This is a genomic window from Nocardiopsis sp. KDC1DS13DA1 (assembly GCF_055632325.1).
In genome coordinates, this window is record NZ_JBVMUY010000015.1 from 92,247 (window position 1) to 108,147 (window position 15,901).

Sequence of the window (15,901 nt, forward strand, 5' to 3'; positions counted from 1 at the left end):
TACGAGGTCGGTTGATGGGATGATCAGGCCCGGCTGAGACCGCGGACCCCGTCGGCGTACTCCATGGCCCGCTCGGGGTGCAGGAACCACTCGATGAGACCGCTCGGGTCGGCGAAGGAGTCGGCGAACCGGTCGGCGGTCGCCTGGTCCTCCTCCGCGACGCGGAACAGCTCCCACACGTGCCGGGGACCGGAGAGCATGACCCTGCTCCACGCGGTCACGTGCCGCGCGTGGCGCCAGTAGGAGGCGAAGGCGCCCCGCATGAACGCCTCGTCGAACGGCCGCGCGCCGTGGTCGACGATCGCCCGGCGGTAGACGTCCGCGGCCAGGGAGGCCATGTTGGCGCCCTGCGCGGTGACGGGGTCGTTGGCGACCACCGTGTCGGCCATCCCCAGGACCGTCGCGCCGCGGGGCAGCCGGGCGACCGGTTCGCGCACCACGGGGGCGTAGGAGGCGCGCAGGGCGGCCCGAGGGTCGGCGGGTACGGCGTCGGCGAAGCGCTCGTACTCCCAGGGCGTGTGGCGGCGGAGGACGTCCAGCAGACCCACGAGCACCGCTCCCGCCGAGGCGTCGGAGGGGACGGGCCGGTCCATGGGACCGCCGGGCACGGCCTCGACCATCACCGCGTGGCAGGCCCCGGCGAGGGAGTACACGGGCAGGCTGACCACCTCGCCGAGCCCGGGAACCGCGCTGCGGTTGAGGACCGCGCCGTCGGGGTGCGGGTGGGCCCCGGTGACGTAGGCGACCGTCAGGGCGCGCTGGGACGCGTCGAAGTGCGAACGGGTCGTGTCGCGGGGGAAGATCCGCGCCAGCTCCCCGCGCCCCGCGGCGACGACGGTGAGGTCGTGCTCCCGCGCGAGCGCCTCCAGTCCGTCCACGTCCACGCGGCGGCGGAGGAACCGGCCGCCGCGGGCGGCGAACAGTTCCAACCAGGCGGCCAGCTTGAGCCGCTGGTCCACCGACTGGGCGGGTTCGGACAGCCGGCCCACCCAGGAGACGTCGGGTTCCCCTCCCCCCGCGGGGTCGGCGACCCGGACGCCGACACCCTCGACGAGGGGCGCGCGGTCGCGCCAGAGGGACAGGCCGTGACGGCGTTCACGCCGCAGCGCGGGTCCGAACAGGCACTGGGTGGACAGTACGGGCCCCGCGCGCAGCTCCTCCGGCCCGCCGGCGCCGACCAGGGTGACGTCGTAGTCCTCCCCGAGCAGACCGAGGGCGAGTTGGAGGCCGGACTGGCCGGCGCCGACGACGAGGATCCTGCGCATGCTCTTCATCTCCTGGAACAGGCGTCCCCCGAGTCCTGCCGGAGTGGGAGGGGGCGGTATCCGGGCATGACTGGGAGCCGCCTCGTGGGCGGGTGGCCCCTGGACAGGGCGGTCGATCGCGACGAACCTAACAGTGGCTCGGCGAGGGCCCGATCCACCCCGGGGAACGGACTCCGGGGCCCTCGGCGCGGGGCCCCGGCCCGGTGACCGGGCGTTTGGCGCACCCGGTGTCGCACGATCGTGCCGTCGGGGCGTCGCCGCAGTTCACGGCGTCCGCGCCAGGCTGATCCGCGGTGCGGACACGGGGCGGACGCCGTCGCTTCACCGGTCGGCCACGGAGGCGACCGCCCGCGTCGGTGCGGCGTTCACCGGCCCCGGCGGGAGGAGACGGAGTTCACACGGGAAGAACGGGCCCCGGCCCGGCGGGAGCGGCCGGACCGGGGCGGGGGCGGCCGGGAGTGGAGTGAGCCGCCCCGGGGAGGGGAGGAGACGGGGCTCCTCCGCGGGGTGTGCGGTTCGGGCCGAGGCGGGGGCCCGAGGAGACTAGGCGCCGCCCCGGGCGTGGGTCTTGCGACCGCGCCGTGAGACGGCGTCCAGGATGACCGCGACGAGCAGCACCGCGGCGGTGATCATGAACCGGACCGAGGTGTCCATCTGGAGCAGCAGCAGGCCGGAGGTGATCGCGCCCAGGACCAGACCGCCGAGGAGGGCGGAGTAGGCGTTGCCGCGTCCGCCGAAGAGACTGGTACCGCCGATCACCGCCGCCGCGATGGCCATCATCAGCTCCGCGCCGCCGCCGGTGGACACGCTGGCCGCGAAGTTGCGCGACGCCAGCATGATTCCGCCGAGCGCGGCCAGCGTGGAGGCGATACCGAACACCGAGACGCGGATGAGGTCCACGTTGATGCCCGCGCGGCGGGCCGCCTCGGCGTTGCCGCCCACCGCGTAGACCATGCGCCCGTAGCGGGTCTTGCGCAGGACCAGGTCGAGTACCGCCACGAAGCCGACGAAGATGAGGAAGGCCAGGGGGACGCCCTTGTACTGGTTGAGCGTCCACACACCGCCGACCAACGGGAGCGCCAGCAGCGCGGTCCGGGCCAGGACCTCGACCGGGGCCCGGCTGGGCAGACCCGCCCGGCTCCTCTTGCGCTCGACGGTCAGGATGGAGAACAGGTACAGGGCCAGGACCAGCAGGACGATGGCCCAGCCGACGACCGGAACGAAGTAGGTCTGGGTCAGGAGCGCGATCGGGCCCGTCGAACTGGTGTTGATGGTGCCGTCGCTGCCCATGAGGTACAGGTGTACGCCCTGCCAGCCCAACAGGCCGGCGAGGGTGACGACGAAGGCGGGTACGCCGACCTTGGCGAAGATCACCCCGTGGATGAGACCGATCACGAGCCCCACTCCGAGGGCCGCGACGATCGCCAGCCACTCGGGGAGCCCGTGCCGCACGGCGAGCACCGCCAGCACCGCGGCGGACAGACCGGAGACCGACCCGATGGACAGGTCGATCTCGCCCAACAGCAGGACCATGATCACGCCGGTGGTCATCAGACCGATGGCGGCGATCTGCACGGTGAGGTTGGACAGGTTCTGCGGGGACAGGAACCGGTCGTTCATCGACTGGAAGACGATGCCGATCAGGAGCAGCCCGATGACGACCGGGACCGGCCCGAGCTCGCCGCCGCGGACGTTGCGCCGGAGGGCCTGGAGCCAGCCTCGCGGCGAGGCCGCGGTGACGAGCAGTCGGGGGTCGCGCGCGGCCTCGGCGGAGGCCCTTTCGGTGGCGGTGTCCTCTTGTGTGAGGTGTGTCTGCTGGGTCATCAGTGGTCCTTCGTGGCCACGGCGGAGGCGCCGGTACGTTCGGAGCGGCGGGTGACCGGGTTGTCCGCGGCGCCGGTGATGGCGGCCACGATCTCCTCGTAGCTGGTCTCCGCGATGGGGAAGTCCCCGGCGTTGCGGCCCAGCCGCAGCACCACGGCGCGGTCGGCGACCGCTCGCACGTCGGCCATGTTGTGGCTGATCAGCACCACGCCCAGCCCCTGGTCGCGCAGGCGCTCGATGAGGTCGAGGACCTGCGCGGTCTGCGCGACGCCCAGCGCGGCGGTCGGCTCGTCGAGCATGACGACGCGGGGCTGGCCCAGCAGGGAACGGGCGATGGCGATGATCTGGCGCTGGCCGCCGGACAGACCGGAGACGGGGACGCGCAGGTCGGGGATGCGCACCGAGAGGGAGTCCAGGAGTTCCCGGGCCCGGCTCTCCATGGCCACCTCGTCGAGGGTGCCCGGGAAGTGCAGCCGTTCGTTGCCGAGGAACAGGTTGCCGACGATGTCCAGGTTGTCGCACAGGGCGAGGTCCTGGTAGATGGTGGCGATGCCGAGCCGCTGGGCGTCGGAGGGCGAACCGATCGTGACCGGCTGCCCGTCCCACGTGATGGTTCCGCCGCTGTCGGCGGGGTGGGCCCCGGCGATCACCTTGACCAGGGTGGACTTGCCGGCCCCGTTGTCGCCGAGCAGGGCGACGACCTCTCCGGCACCGACGTGGAAGTCGACCTCGCTGAGGGCGCGCACGGCCCCGAAGGTCTTGGAGATCCCGGACAGTTCCAGGACGGGTGTGCTCATCGTGCTCGTGTCTCTTTCCTCGCCCCGGGGAGCGGGGCGGGCCGATCGGCCCGCCCCGTCCTCCGCGGCGTCGCACCGTGGGTCTACAGGGCTTCTTCGCAGAACTCGGTGTCGGCGTAGTCGTCGGTGCAGATCTCCTCGATGGTGTAGAAACCGTCCGAGACGACCGTGTCGCCGATGTTCTCCTCGGTGACCGCGATCGGGTCGAGCAGGATCGCCGGAACGGTCTCGCCGTCGGCGTCCTCGACCTCGGTGAGGTTGTACTCGCCCGCGTCGAGCTCCTCGCCGGTGGCCAGGGACACCGCCATGGCCGCGGCGATCTCGGCCTCGGGGCGGATCGCCTTGTACACCGTCATGTACTGCTCACCCGCGATGATGCGCTGGATCCCGTGCAGCTCGGCGTCCTGGCCGGTGACGGGAGGCAGGTCCTCGGTCTCGACACCGGCGCTGCGCAGGGCGGAGATGATGCCCGAGGCCATGCCGTCGTTGGCGGAGTAGACGCCGATGATCTCGTCCACGCCCAGGGAGGTGATGGCACCCTCCATCTGGTTGTTGGCCTGGTCGGGCGACCAGTCCGGGGTGTCGAACTCCTGGCCGATCTCGATCTGCCCGTCGAGGATCTCGTGGGCGCCCGCCTTGAAGTCGCCGGCGTTGGGGTCGGTGGGCGAGCCGTTGATCATGACGATCTGCCCCTCGCCCGCGGTGCCGTCCTGCTCGATGGCCTCCAGGAGGGCCTCGCCCTGGACCTGGCCGACGCGCACGTTGTCGAAGGACACGTACATGTCGGCGCCGCCCTGCGCGAGACGGTCGTAGGCGACCACGGGCACGCCCTGGGCCTGGGCCTCGTTGATCGTTCCCGCCGCGGCCTCGGAGTCGACCGCGCCCAGGACGAGGACGTCGACACCGTCGGTGAGCATCGCCTGGGCCTGCGTCTGCTGCTCGTCGACGTCCTGGTCGGCGTTGGCGTAGGAGAGCTCGCAGTCGGGGCACAGCTCCGCGAGGGCCTCCTCGAAGTAGGGCCGGTCGAAGGCCTCGTACCGGGCCGTCTGGAGCTCGGGCAGGAGGAGTCCGACGTGGAAGCCCTCCTCCAGGCTGTGGGTCTCCCGCTCGGCGTCGTCACCGGAGGTGGTGAGGGAGCCGCAGCCGGAGACGAGGAGGGTGAAGGCGGCGGTGGCGGCGGTGATGCCGCCGAGGGCCGCTCGTGGCGTGAAGGGACGTCGAGTGCTCAACGCGGGGTGCCTCTCTGGACGGGGGATCAGTGGTGGGAACTCGCGAGTGATGATGTGAAGTCAAACCCCACCGACTGCTTGCCGTCAACTGATGAACACATAACTGAAACATTACGAGTGTTGAGTTCAGGCATTGAAGACATTAAAAGCCCAGGTCACAGCGGTGATGAGCACGTGTGACGTCATGTGAAGAACGGGTGGAACGCTCCCGCGTTCACCCGCTCGAAGCTGCCCTGACCTCGCACTTCACCGTACGCGAGACCGTGGTGTCGGTGTCGCGTGAAGGCGGCGGGGCCGTGCTCTGTCCAGCACGGACACTGGACCGGGGACGGTCAGGGGTGCCGCAAGGGCTCGAAGACGGGATCAGGGCGCGGCGTGCGCCGCGGTCCACAGAGCGCCGTACAGGGCCGCGTCCCGGCCGAGCGCGCCCGACACCAGGGTCAGGTCCTCCCGCGCGCTGCCCAGGGCGCCGAGCTCCATCGCGCGCGCCATCGGATCGAGGAGGAGCTCCCCCGCCTCCGCCAGGTCGCCGCCGACGGTCACCCGGTCCGGGTTGAACAGGTTGGCGGCGATGGCCAGCCCCTGCCCGAGCGCCGTGCCCGCCTCCGCGATGACGCGTCGGCTGCCCAGGTCACCGGAGCGCGCGGCCGCCACGACGTCGGCCACCCGGGGCCCGCCCGGGCCGCGCGCGACCTCGGAGTTCTGCGGCAGCATGTCCAGCAGGTAGCGCGCCCCGGCGAAGGTCTCCAGGCAGCCGCGGTTCCCGCAGCGGCACACCGGGCCGCGCGGGTCGAGCGCGATGTGCCCGATCTCGCCCGCCGTGCCGCCCGCGCCCCGGAACAGTTCCCCGGCCAGGACGATCCCCGTGCCGACGCCCTCCCCGATGACCAGGTGGAGGAGGTGTTCGGCACCCTCGCCGGCACCGATGCGCCGTTCGGCCAGCGCGGCGAGGTTGGCGTCGTTCTCCGCGACCACGGGGGCGCCGAGGCGTTCGCCCAGGGCCTCGGCGGGTCGGAAACCCGCCCAGCGGGGCACGCACGAGATCCTCCCGACCTCCCCGGTCCCCGGATCGACCGGCCCCGGCACGGCGGCCACGGCCGAGGAGACCGTCCTCAGGTCGATCCGCGCGCGTTGGAGGGTGGTCTCGGCCAGCCACGCGGCGCGGCGCACCGCGCGCCCGGGGTCGGCGGCCACGTCGTAGCCGATCTCCTCACGCGCCAGGAGGTTGCCGTCGCTGTCCCCGACGCCGACCGCGACGCGGTCCACGGTGAAGTCGACCGCCAGGACCGTGCCCGGCGGGCGCAGGAGGGTGACCGCCCTGGCCCGTCGGCCGTTGGAGGCCGTGTCGCGGACCGAGACCGTGCCCGCGGCCCGCAGCCCCCGCACGATGTTGGACACGCTCGCGGCGGACAGTCCGGTCGCCCGGGCCAGTTCCGCCTGGGTGCGGGTTCCGTCCCGGCGCAGCACGTCCACGACGCGGCGTTCGTTGGCCTGCCGCAGGGCGGACTGGGATCCGGGTGTCACTGTGGCGTCGGTCACCCGGTTCCCCCTCGTGGTCGATGTTCGGTCAGCGCTCCGCGCTGCTGTGAGGCATGCTACAAGCAGTGAACGCAAGCGGGAACACGGGGCGGCTAAGGTGCGGGGTGTGGCAGTGGAGCGCGTACGGACCGGCGATGGCCGGTGGGCCGACCGCCTGGCCTCGGTCGTGCTGGCCCGGGGGCGGAGGCGGCCTCTGCGCGTGGTCGCGGTCGAGGGGCGCTCGGGTTCGGGCAAGAGCACCGTGGCGGAGCGGCTGAGCACCGCGCTGGACCTGCGGGGCGAGCCGTCGGCGGTGCTGACCATGGAGGACCTGTACCCGGGGTGGGACGGGCTGTCGCTCGCCCACGTGTTCCTGAGGGAGTGGGTCCTGGAGCCGCTCGCACGCGGGGAGGGCCCGGCCTGGCGGCGCTACGACTGGGAGCGCGGCGGCTTCGGGGACGCCTGGACGGCACTGCCTCCGGACCTGGCTGACGGGGGCACACTCGTCGTCGAGGGCTGCGGGTGCGGGGCCTGGCCGGTGCGCCCGCACCTCGACCTGCTGCTGTGGGTGGCCGCGGACGACGCCGAGCGGGGCCGGCGGCTGGACCTGCGCGGGGACGCCGCCCTGTACGCCCCCTACCGGGCCCTGTGGGCGCGGCAGGAGGACGCGTTCCACGCCGAGCACCGTCCCAGAGAGCACGCCGACGTGGTGGTGGACAACTCCGGGAGCGGTGCGGTCGCGCGGTGAGCGGCGCCGGGCCCGCCCGGGATCAGTCGCCGCCGGTACGCGCCGGGGTGTCGGCCCCCTGGACGAAGTCGGTGATCCGGTCGAGCTGCCCGGGGTCCGAGAGGATGCCGTTGTGTCCCAGGCCCGAGGTCGTGACCAGCCGGGCGCGCCCGTCGAGCCCCTCCAGCGTGCGCTGGGACTGCGACCACGGGACCACGCGGTCGGCCTCGTCGTGCAGGAGCAGGAAGGGCCGGTTCAGGGTGTGGGCGGCGTGGGTGGCGGAGAAGCGCTCCCACACGGTGGGGTCACCGCCGAAGTAGCGCTGCTCGATCTCGGCGCGCAGTGCCCGGACGGTCCGCGGCCGGAGCCGGAGGACGGACACCAGTCCGCTGATCGTGTAGGAGAAGTCGGACACCCCGGCGACAAGGACGACCCGGTCGGCCTCGACCCCCTCGCGCAGGGCGTGCACGGCGAAGGGCGCCCCCAGTGAGTGGGCGACGACGGCGTGGAAGCGGCCGTGGCGGTCCTGGAGGAGGCGCATGATCTCCAGGGCGTCGAGGATCGTGCCCACGGGCCCCCCGGTCGCCCCGTGCCCGGGCGCGTCCCAGGTCACCGGGGTGTAGCCGAGGTCGGTCAGGCGCCGGACGAGGTCGGCGAAGCGGGCGGCCCGGGACGACCAGCCGTGGACGAGCAGGACCGGGCGCGCACCGTCGCCCCAGGCGTGGGTGACCACCTCCCAGCGACCCACCCGGAGGCGGTCGGAGGTGGCCGCGTCGACGAGGTCCCGTTGGTCGGCGTCCAGTGGACGGGGCGGACCGGGAGTCGTCCACAACCGCCGCGCCAGCCGTCCGGCGAGGCGGGGCGCGGGCAGGGCGAGGGCGTTGAGGGCGGTGCCAACGAGGGAGGCGGTGTGCACGGGGACCCCTGACTCTGAAGAAAACAATACGAACGGTCGTATTATTTGTCTGTGATTCCCCAACCGTCAAGGGCCGCATATTCTGGCCTGGTCATCGACCGAACGTTCGACTCCCCCGGCACGGACCCGTGGAGGCCCCACCGTGAAGAACAGCACCGACGGCCGGACCCTGCGCGGAGACCAGACCCGTCGGGCGGTCCTGCGGCGCGCGCTGGACATCGCCTCCGTGGAGGGGCTGGAGGGGCTGTCCCTCGGACGGCTCGCCAAGGAGCTGGAGGTCAGCAAGAGCGGGGTGTTCGCGCACTTCGGCTCCAAGGAGGAACTCCAGCTGGCGACGGTCCGCGCCGCCCGGAGGATCTTCGCCGACCACGTCGTGCGGGACGCGCTGGAGGTGCGCCCCGGCCTGCCCCGGCTCTGGCGCCTGTGCGCGGACTGGATCGTCTACTCGAGCGGCCGCGTGTTCGTCGGCGGCTGCTTCTTCCACCGGGTCACCACGGAGTTCGAGTCCCGGCCCGGCCGGGTGCGCGACGCCCTGGCCGAGGCGGAGCGGGAGTGGAGCGGTCTCCTCGCCCGGGCCGCGGACGACGCACGCCACCTGGGCGAACTCCCGGCGTCGGCCGACCCCGCGCAGCTGGCCTTCGAGTTCCAGGCGTTCCTGGAGTCCGCGAACCGGATCTCCCAGTTGGAGGACGACCGGACCGCCCCCTACACGATGGCCCGGGCCTCGGTCGTCGCCCGGCTCGACGCGCTGGCCGCACCCGGGGCCCCACGGCCGTGGGCGGACGACCCCCCGGCGGGCGGATCCGGGAGGGTCGCGGACGCGGGCTGACATCCCGGCTCCGGCCCCACCGTTCACGGGTCAGTCCGCGGCACCGTCCCCGGGCCGACGGGGGTGCGGCGCGACGTAGACGCTGACGAGCCGGGCGATCACGGTGGTGAGGAAGAGGGCTCCGGCCACGGCCTCGGCCGCGGCCAGGGAGCGCATCCAGGCGGAGACGGCGACGATGTCGCCGTAACCCAGCGTGGCCAGGGTGACGTAGGAGAAGTACACGAAACGCTGCCAGGTCATCGGTTCGTCGGGATGCGCGCTGTCCGTGAAACTCCCGGGGACGAGGAGCTCGAACGCGCTGAAACACGTCGCGAACACACCCCCGATGAGGAGGTAGGCGCTGACGGCGGCGACGATCACGTTCAGGCTGTGCGCCGGGCTGCGCCGGTAGACGAACTTGAGCAGCGAGTAGACGACGCCGCCCTGGAAGGCGAACAGCGTGGCGAACAGACCGAGCAGCGCGACGCTGCTCAGGGGGTCGACGGCGACCCAGAGGGCGAAGTACGCCAGCGCCACGCCGATGACCAGGACGGGCAGTACCCGGTCGCGCTCGTCCCGGACGACGAGCAGGCCGAAGCCGACCATCCCGACGTAGAGCAGCGTGTACAGCAGGGTCCAGCCCTCACCCTGCAGGGTCATCGGGTACCCGAACTGGAGCAGCACCACGAAGAGCAGGAACAGGGCCAGGTTCGGACCGCGGTCGCCCACACTCCCCTCCCCCACCGTGCCTGCATCCGCGGCTGGCGCCGCGCGCACCACGATGATGCGGCAGCGGGGCCGGTCACGTCAGCGCGACACCCCGGTCACCGGGGACGAGGCCCGCCACCGGGGTCCGGGCGAGCGCACGCCCGCGCCGCGCTCCCCGGCTCCCGCACCGCGGCGTACGGGGAACGGTCCGCAGGACCCGCCCCCGCAGAAGCGGCGGAGCGGGTCCTGCCCCGCTGTCGTATGCCGGTCGCGTTCCTCAGGCTCCGCAGATCCCCCGTGCCCTGCGCAGGTCGTCGTGGATACGTTCGACCCCGCTGGTCAGCTGCGGTAGCTGGGCGTTGGACTGCTGGAGTTCCCAGACCCGGCGGGCACGGCGCGGCGGGGAGCCGCACACCACCCTCAGCACGGCGCCCGAGACCACCGCGCCGACCAGACCGAGGAGGCCGACCCAGATCAACAGGTTGAGAACCCCCTCCGGGGCGAAGTCGAGGGAACCCAGGACCTCGGTCATGGTCAGCCCCGCGCCGACCGGCAGCGCGAAGAAGGCGAACCGGGAGTACCGTCCCGCGGTGTCCAGGCGCCTCTGGAGCCCGACCTTGCTCGTCAGCGCCTCGTGCCGCTCCCGGGCGTCGCCGAAACGCCCCTCCCAGTCCCGCCGCTGGACCGCCAGGGCCCGCATCGTCGGCAGCGAACCGTACACCACGGCCGCGCACCCGGTGTTGACCGGGAGCGGGCTCCCCTCGACGCGGGTCCACAGGACCTCGACCCAGGCCGACAGTTCGCTGTCGCCGCCGGTGTCGGGTCGCACCATCCGCTCCGGATGGAGCAGGAAGGTGAGGATGAGCGCCGGGCTGGCCTCGGCGCGGGCCGACCGCCATCCGGACAGCTGGTCGACGAGCTGGCGGTGGAAGGCGATGCCGGCGCGTTCGGCCTCCTCCAGGTGGTCGGCGAGCTGGCGGAGCCGCCCGGGTTGGTCGGTGCGGTGCGCGTCCATGACGCGCAGGACCTCGGGCCGGGCCAACAGTGCCATCTCGTTGGCCAGCGGAGCACCGGTGAACAGCGGCCGGGGGTCGTTGAACAGCTCGCCGAGCTCGGCCGGGGTGACGCCCCGGCCGCGGAAGACCGGGGGCAGTTCGGGGCACAGCTGCGCGATGAAGGAGGCGATGGCCAGGTTGGCGTCGTCGACCTGGCGGCGGAAGAGGGACCGGTCCACCGAGGTGTCAACGAGGTCGTCGATGATCCACGCGCCCAGTGCCGCGCGTTCCTGGGGGTCGCTGAACACCCGGACGGCGGCGTTCCAGTTCTGCTGCATGGCGGTCGCCAGGGACCGGGTGTCGGTGAACCGGACACCGACGAAGTGGTACGGGGGCACGCCGTCACGCGGGGGCGCGCCCGTCGGGTACGGCGCCCCGGTCGTCGGTCCCGTCGGAGGCGGCGGGGCGGCCGGGGCGACCCGGGTGTAGGCGCGGGTGGGGTCGATCCCCCCGGCGGGCCCGACGCGGGTCGGGTCGACCGGGACGGGCCGTTCGACCCGGGTGGGGTCGACCGGGACGGGCCGCTCCACGCGCGTCGGGTCCACGGTGCCGACGGACTCCGCGCGGGTGGGGTCGACGGGGAGGGGGCGTTCGACCCGGGTGGCGGTGTCCGCCCCGGCGTGTGCGGGCTCGGCGGCAGCGGAGGGCGGTGCGGGGCGGGATCCGTCCGCGGGCGCCGCGACCAACCGGTTGAGGAGGGTGGTGGCGTCCGGACGGTGGGCGGGATCCTTGTCCAGGCAGGTGCGGACGATATCGCGCAGCGCACCGCCGAGCGCTCCGAGTTCGGGTTCGGCGCTGAGGATGCGGGCGATGCGGGAGGCCTGGGTCGGACCGGGGAAGGCCTCGTGTCCGGTGGCCGCGTAGACCATCACCGAACCCCACGCGAAGATGTCCACCGCCGACGTCAGGCGCATGCCCTCCAGCTGTTCCGGGGCCATGTACCCGATGGTCCCGATCACCCCGCTGGCCGTCACCGACGTCGACTCCACCGCCTTGGCGATCCCGAAGTCGATCACCCGCGGCCCGTCCGGAGCCAGCATGATGTTCTCCGGCTTCAGATCCCGGTGCACCACACCGGCCGCGTGGATGGCCGCCAGGGCCGTGGCCGTGGAGACCGCCAGCCGGTGCAGTTCCACACCCGCCCGCGGGCCGTCCCGGCCCACCGCGTCATGGAGGGTGGGGCCGTCGATGTACTCCGTGGCGATCCACGGCTCCTCGGCCTCGGGATCGGCGTCCAGGATCGCCGCGATACAGAAACCGCTCACCCGACGCGCCTGCTCCACCTCCGCGGTGAACCGGCGGCGCATCTCGGCGTCCCCGGCCCAGGTGGCGTGCAGCACCTTCACCGCCGCGCGGCTCCCGTCCCGGGCCTCGCCCAGGAACACCTCACCGAACCCGCCGCGCCCCAACGAGCGCACCAGCCGGAAGTCACCGACGACGCGACCGGCGCGGTCCTGTTCCGTTCCCGGCCCGTCCTGGTGTTGGGGGTCGTTCACGCCCGCCCCGCTTCCTTGGTTGATGGTCACACGACCCCGGTTTCTCCCCACGACGGGTCCCAGGGAACTATAGCCACGCCACACGACGACGCGGGGCGAGCAGATCACCCCGTGTCCGGAACCGGCCACGAAGTACGGTTCGATCCGTTCTCCACCCGTTACCGCTCATCCTCGGGTCGGCGGTGGTCACCGCGCTGGATCCGCTCGACGAGGTCGTCGGCGAGCGTACCGAAGCCCGTGGCCGACCACACGCTCTCCTTCGCGGGCACCTCGAAGTAGGGCACGGTACGGTCGCCGTGCTCGACGAGCAGGGCGTCGGGCCGCATCCGGGTGCGCACCGCCTGCGCGCACGATCCGCACAGGGGTACCCGTACGGTACGCGTCGTGCCCAGTTGCCGCCAGTCGGTGGGCCTGGTGTCGGTACCGTGCAGCGGGTTGGCGTAGCAGTGGCGGCGCCGGGCGACGCCCCGCCCGCGCCGGGCCAGGCGGTCCTCGGCCAGATCCAGCAGCACGAGGACGCCGACGACGTCGGACAGCGGTCCGCCGTCGATCCGGTCGTGGACCGCACGGGCCGCGGCGTGGGCGTCGAGCGCGCCCCGCAGGGCCTCCGCCTCGGCGGCGGACCGGTGCTCCGCCGCGCTCAGCCGTTCGCCGAGCTCGACCAGCTCCTGGCCGGCCCTGCGCTCCAGCGCCTCCCGGTGAGCCTGGTCGACGTTGTCGAAAGCCGTGTGCTGGCGAAGGACCGGCAGCGAGCGCGGACGGGTCCACAGCAGGTAGCCGCCGCCGAGCAGCAGCAGGGCCGCGACACCGCCGACGGCCCACGGCCACCGCGCGTCCCCGGGTTCCTGGCCCGGCTCCGCCTCCTCCCGGGGCGGTGCGGGTGCTGCGGCGGCGTCGTCCCCCCTCTCCTCCTCATAGGCGCGTACCTGGCGTTCGTAGGCGGCCTCGGGGTCGTCGGAGACCGCGAAGCCGACCGCCACCTCGACGAGTTCGGACAGGGGCGCCTCGCGGTCGGTGGCGTAGGACGCCGCCAGGGAGGCGTGGTGGGCACGTCCCAGGGGCGCGGCCACGCCCGTCGCGTCGAAGTCGCTGCCGTGCAGCGACGTGCCGTCCAGGACGAGGTAGTGGGCCTCGCCGCCGATCCGGTCGTGGACGGCGGAGGCCAGGGCCTCGGGGTCGCCGCCCCACGTGTCGCCGTCGACGAGGGGCACCAGGAGGACGCGGACGGGCAGGCCGCTGTCCTCGATGGTCTCCCCCACCGCCGCGCGCGTGTCGTCGGGGAAGGCGCTGGCGTAGGCGGGGTCGACGTGGACCGGGGAGGACGCCAGTTCGGCGGCGAGGGCCTCGGCCGGACTGGGCGCGTCGGCGTGGGCGGCCGCGGGAACGGCGACGGGCGCGGTGAGCACCGCGGCCAGGCCGAGCAGCGCGATCAGGCGCGGGCGACGACGGTCAGGGTGCATGGGTCTCCTCCACCAGGCGGTCTCCGTCCAGACGGCCCTTGGTTCCGTACCGCGTACGGACCCAGGTTCGGTCAAGTGACAGGTGCGACACGCGTGGCCGCCGGCCGGCGGCCACGCGCAGGGGGTGGCGGGCCCCGTCCGGCGCGGCCAGGCACGGCGTGCACATGGGCAGTGGGCCGCCCTCGGCCAGCGCGGTGTTGTCCTGGCCCGGGGCGGTCCCGTGCAGCGGGTTGACCATGCACACGGACGGTTGCACGGGCTCGGTGCCCAGTCTGCGCACCACCCGGCGGGCCAGGACGGTGGCACCGACGAGGTCGAGTTCGTCGGGGTCCGCGCCCAGGACGAGCAGCACGGTGTCGGTGTCCCGGACCGCCGCGGCAATGTGCGGGTGGTCGGGCGGGGCGCCGTCGGCGGCCGAGACCATCCGCGCGGCCGCCCGCCGGACCGTCGGGTGCAGGCGGCGTCCGGGAACGGCGCGCGCCCTGCCGAGCAGCCACCCGCACAGTGCCGACACGCCGTACAGGAGGGCTCCGGTGAACGGGCCGAGCAGGAGCAGTCCGGGCAGGAGTCCCCCACCGAGGAAGCGGGCCAGACGTGACGCGGGCGGCCCCTCGTCGGCGCGGTACGCGGCCTCCTCCGGGACGGTGTCCGGGGCCGCGGGGTCCGGTCGCGCCCCGCCGAGCAGCTCCAGGACGTCGAGGGTGGCGCTCGGCCCGGTGGCGTCGGGTCCCGAGCCCCGGGCGGCGTCCGTCAGGTCCCACGGGTCGGCACCGGTCTCGACGCCCCGTGTCGCGATACCGACGTCGCCTCCGCTGAGGTCGGCGACCAGGTAGACACCGTCCTCCCCCGCGGTGTGGGCCAGGGCGTGGGCGAGCACCTCGGGGTCGCCCCCGGACTCGTCGGAGCCTCCCATGAGGACCGCGGCCACCCGGACGGGCACCGGGATCGCCGCGGCGGCCTCGGACACCTCCGCCAGGTCCCCGCGGTTGACGGGGGCGAGGGGGTCGAGGTGGACGGGGTCGTCCTCCCACGCCGCGACCACGCGGTCCACCCGGACGGTGGCGGCGACGTAGGGCGGGGCGGCCAGCGCGTCCCGCTCGTCCCGGTACTCACCGGGGGTCTGGGGCGGGAGCAGGACGTGGACGAGGCCGGCGCCGCACAGGACGGCCGCGGCGACGGCGCACCCCGCGGCGAGTCGGCCCGCGCGCCGCAGCGCCGCGCGCCGGGCCGCGAGCACCAAAGAGGCGCGGCCGTGCACCCCGCGTGTTCCGCGCCGCGCCCCTCCCGCGGTGCGCGGGGTCGCGGCGAGCACGCGGAGCCGCACGATCCACGCGGTGGCCCCGAACCCGAGGAGGACGCCCCCGACACCGCCCGCCAGGAACCCGGTGTTCTCGGCCCCGTTGGCGGTCTCCGGGCGCAGGTCCTCCAGGAGCTCCTCCCAGGCGGACGGGGGTTCCCCCTCGGCGTCGGCGGTGAAGGAGGCCCGGGCCCGGTCGGCCCGCTGGGCCAGGTCGGGTGCCAGGAGGGCGTCGACGTAGCCCGCGGCGACCTCGGACAGGGGGGAGGAGAAGTCGTACCGGTCGTCCGCCATGAGGACGGTGCCGGCGTCTCCCGTCGGCAGGTCCGCCCCGGGCGTGGTGCTGCCCGCCACGACCGTGTGGCCGTCGTTCATGTGCACGTACAGGCCCTCCTCGCCCACCCGGTCCTGGAGGGAGGCGAGCAACTGCTCGCTGTCGAGCCGTCCGGCCAGGTAGGGCGTGACCACGACGTGGTAGGGGGTGTCCAGGCGGTCGAACTCGGCGCGCAGCTCCTCCTCCAGGGCCGCGGTGTCGTACTCCCCCGCCAGGAGGTCGCTGACCACGACCTCCCGCCCGTCGGGCTGCTCGGCCATGAGGCCGGCCAGGTGCGCGGCGGGGCTGTTCCCGTCGGCCGCGGCCGGGACCGGTGCCGACAGCAGGAGCAGGGGGACCGCGAGGGCGAGGAGGAGAGCGCGCGAGACCGACGTCCTCACACGGCCGAGGAGGGGATCGGGCATGCGGTGAGCATACCGAGTGGTCCGGCACGCCACGCACCGGATATCCCCGATGGCCGTGATGAC

12 protein-coding genes are annotated in these 15,901 nt (G+C 73.6%); 2 read left to right on the forward strand and 10 right to left on the reverse strand.

The window, feature by feature from the left end; translation table 11 throughout:
* Positions 1-23: 23 nt before the first annotated feature.
* From ACTVAJ_RS10785 to ACTVAJ_RS10805, 5 genes are all read right to left on the reverse strand, one after another.
* Positions 24-1,265 (reverse strand): styrene monooxygenase/indole monooxygenase family protein, encoded by a 1,242-nt coding sequence (locus ACTVAJ_RS10785; RefSeq protein ID WP_470387966.1) that lies wholly within the window; start codon positions 1,263-1,265, stop codon positions 24-26.
* A gap of 543 nt (positions 1,266-1,808) precedes the next feature.
* The gene (locus ACTVAJ_RS10790) at positions 1,809-3,089 is read right to left on the reverse strand and encodes a sugar ABC transporter permease (protein WP_470387967.1); all 1,281 of its coding nucleotides are present in this window, start codon (positions 3,087-3,089) and stop codon (positions 1,809-1,811) included.
* Positions 3,089-3,886, reverse strand: a complete 798-nt coding sequence (locus tag ACTVAJ_RS10795; protein ID WP_268643125.1) for an ATP-binding cassette domain-containing protein — start codon at positions 3,884-3,886, stop codon at positions 3,089-3,091. The genes ACTVAJ_RS10790 and ACTVAJ_RS10795 overlap by 1 nt, the downstream gene beginning before the upstream one ends.
* 83 nt (positions 3,887-3,969) lie before the next feature.
* Positions 3,970-5,115, reverse strand: a complete 1,146-nt coding sequence (locus ACTVAJ_RS10800; protein WP_470387968.1) for an ABC transporter substrate-binding protein — start codon at positions 5,113-5,115, stop codon at positions 3,970-3,972.
* 363 nt (positions 5,116-5,478) lie between these two features.
* Entirely contained in the window at positions 5,479-6,654 is a 1,176-nt protein-coding gene (locus ACTVAJ_RS10805) for an ROK family transcriptional regulator (protein ID WP_470387969.1), read from the reverse strand.
* Between the two features lie 112 nt (positions 6,655-6,766).
* Here ACTVAJ_RS10805 and ACTVAJ_RS10810 point away from each other — a divergent pair, with 112 nt between their 5' ends.
* Positions 6,767-7,381, forward strand: coding sequence for a uridine kinase family protein (locus tag ACTVAJ_RS10810; RefSeq protein WP_470388048.1), 615 nt, complete (start codon positions 6,767-6,769; stop codon positions 7,379-7,381).
* 22 nt (positions 7,382-7,403) lie between these two features.
* On the opposite strand, the gene ACTVAJ_RS10815 is transcribed toward ACTVAJ_RS10810, so the two are convergent.
* Complete coding sequence (locus tag ACTVAJ_RS10815; RefSeq protein WP_470387970.1) at positions 7,404-8,276, reverse strand: alpha/beta hydrolase; 873 nt, start codon at positions 8,274-8,276, stop codon at positions 7,404-7,406.
* A gap of 142 nt (positions 8,277-8,418) precedes the next feature.
* On the opposite strand from ACTVAJ_RS10815, the gene ACTVAJ_RS10820 reads away from it, so the two are divergent.
* Positions 8,419-9,105, forward strand: a complete 687-nt coding sequence (locus ACTVAJ_RS10820) for a TetR/AcrR family transcriptional regulator (RefSeq protein WP_470387971.1) — start codon at positions 8,419-8,421, stop codon at positions 9,103-9,105.
* 30 nt (positions 9,106-9,135) lie between these two features.
* Here the strand turns inward: ACTVAJ_RS10820 and ACTVAJ_RS10825 are convergent, their stop codons facing one another.
* From ACTVAJ_RS10825 to ACTVAJ_RS10840, 4 genes are all read right to left on the reverse strand, one after another.
* Entirely contained in the window at positions 9,136-9,813 is a 678-nt protein-coding gene (locus ACTVAJ_RS10825) for an ion channel (RefSeq protein WP_470387972.1), read from the reverse strand.
* 256 nt (positions 9,814-10,069) lie between these two features.
* Positions 10,070-12,343, reverse strand: coding sequence for a serine/threonine-protein kinase (locus ACTVAJ_RS10830; RefSeq protein WP_470387973.1), 2,274 nt, complete (start codon positions 12,341-12,343; stop codon positions 10,070-10,072).
* 158 nt (positions 12,344-12,501) lie between these two features.
* The gene (locus tag ACTVAJ_RS10835) at positions 12,502-13,803 is read right to left on the reverse strand and encodes a hypothetical protein (protein ID WP_470387974.1); all 1,302 of its coding nucleotides are present in this window, start codon (positions 13,801-13,803) and stop codon (positions 12,502-12,504) included.
* Positions 13,793-15,838: a hypothetical protein gene (locus ACTVAJ_RS10840; protein ID WP_470387975.1), complete on the reverse strand. Its 2,046-nt coding sequence runs from the start codon at positions 15,836-15,838 to the stop codon at positions 13,793-13,795. The genes ACTVAJ_RS10835 and ACTVAJ_RS10840 overlap by 11 nt, the downstream gene beginning before the upstream one ends.
* Positions 15,839-15,901: the final 63 nt, after the last annotated feature.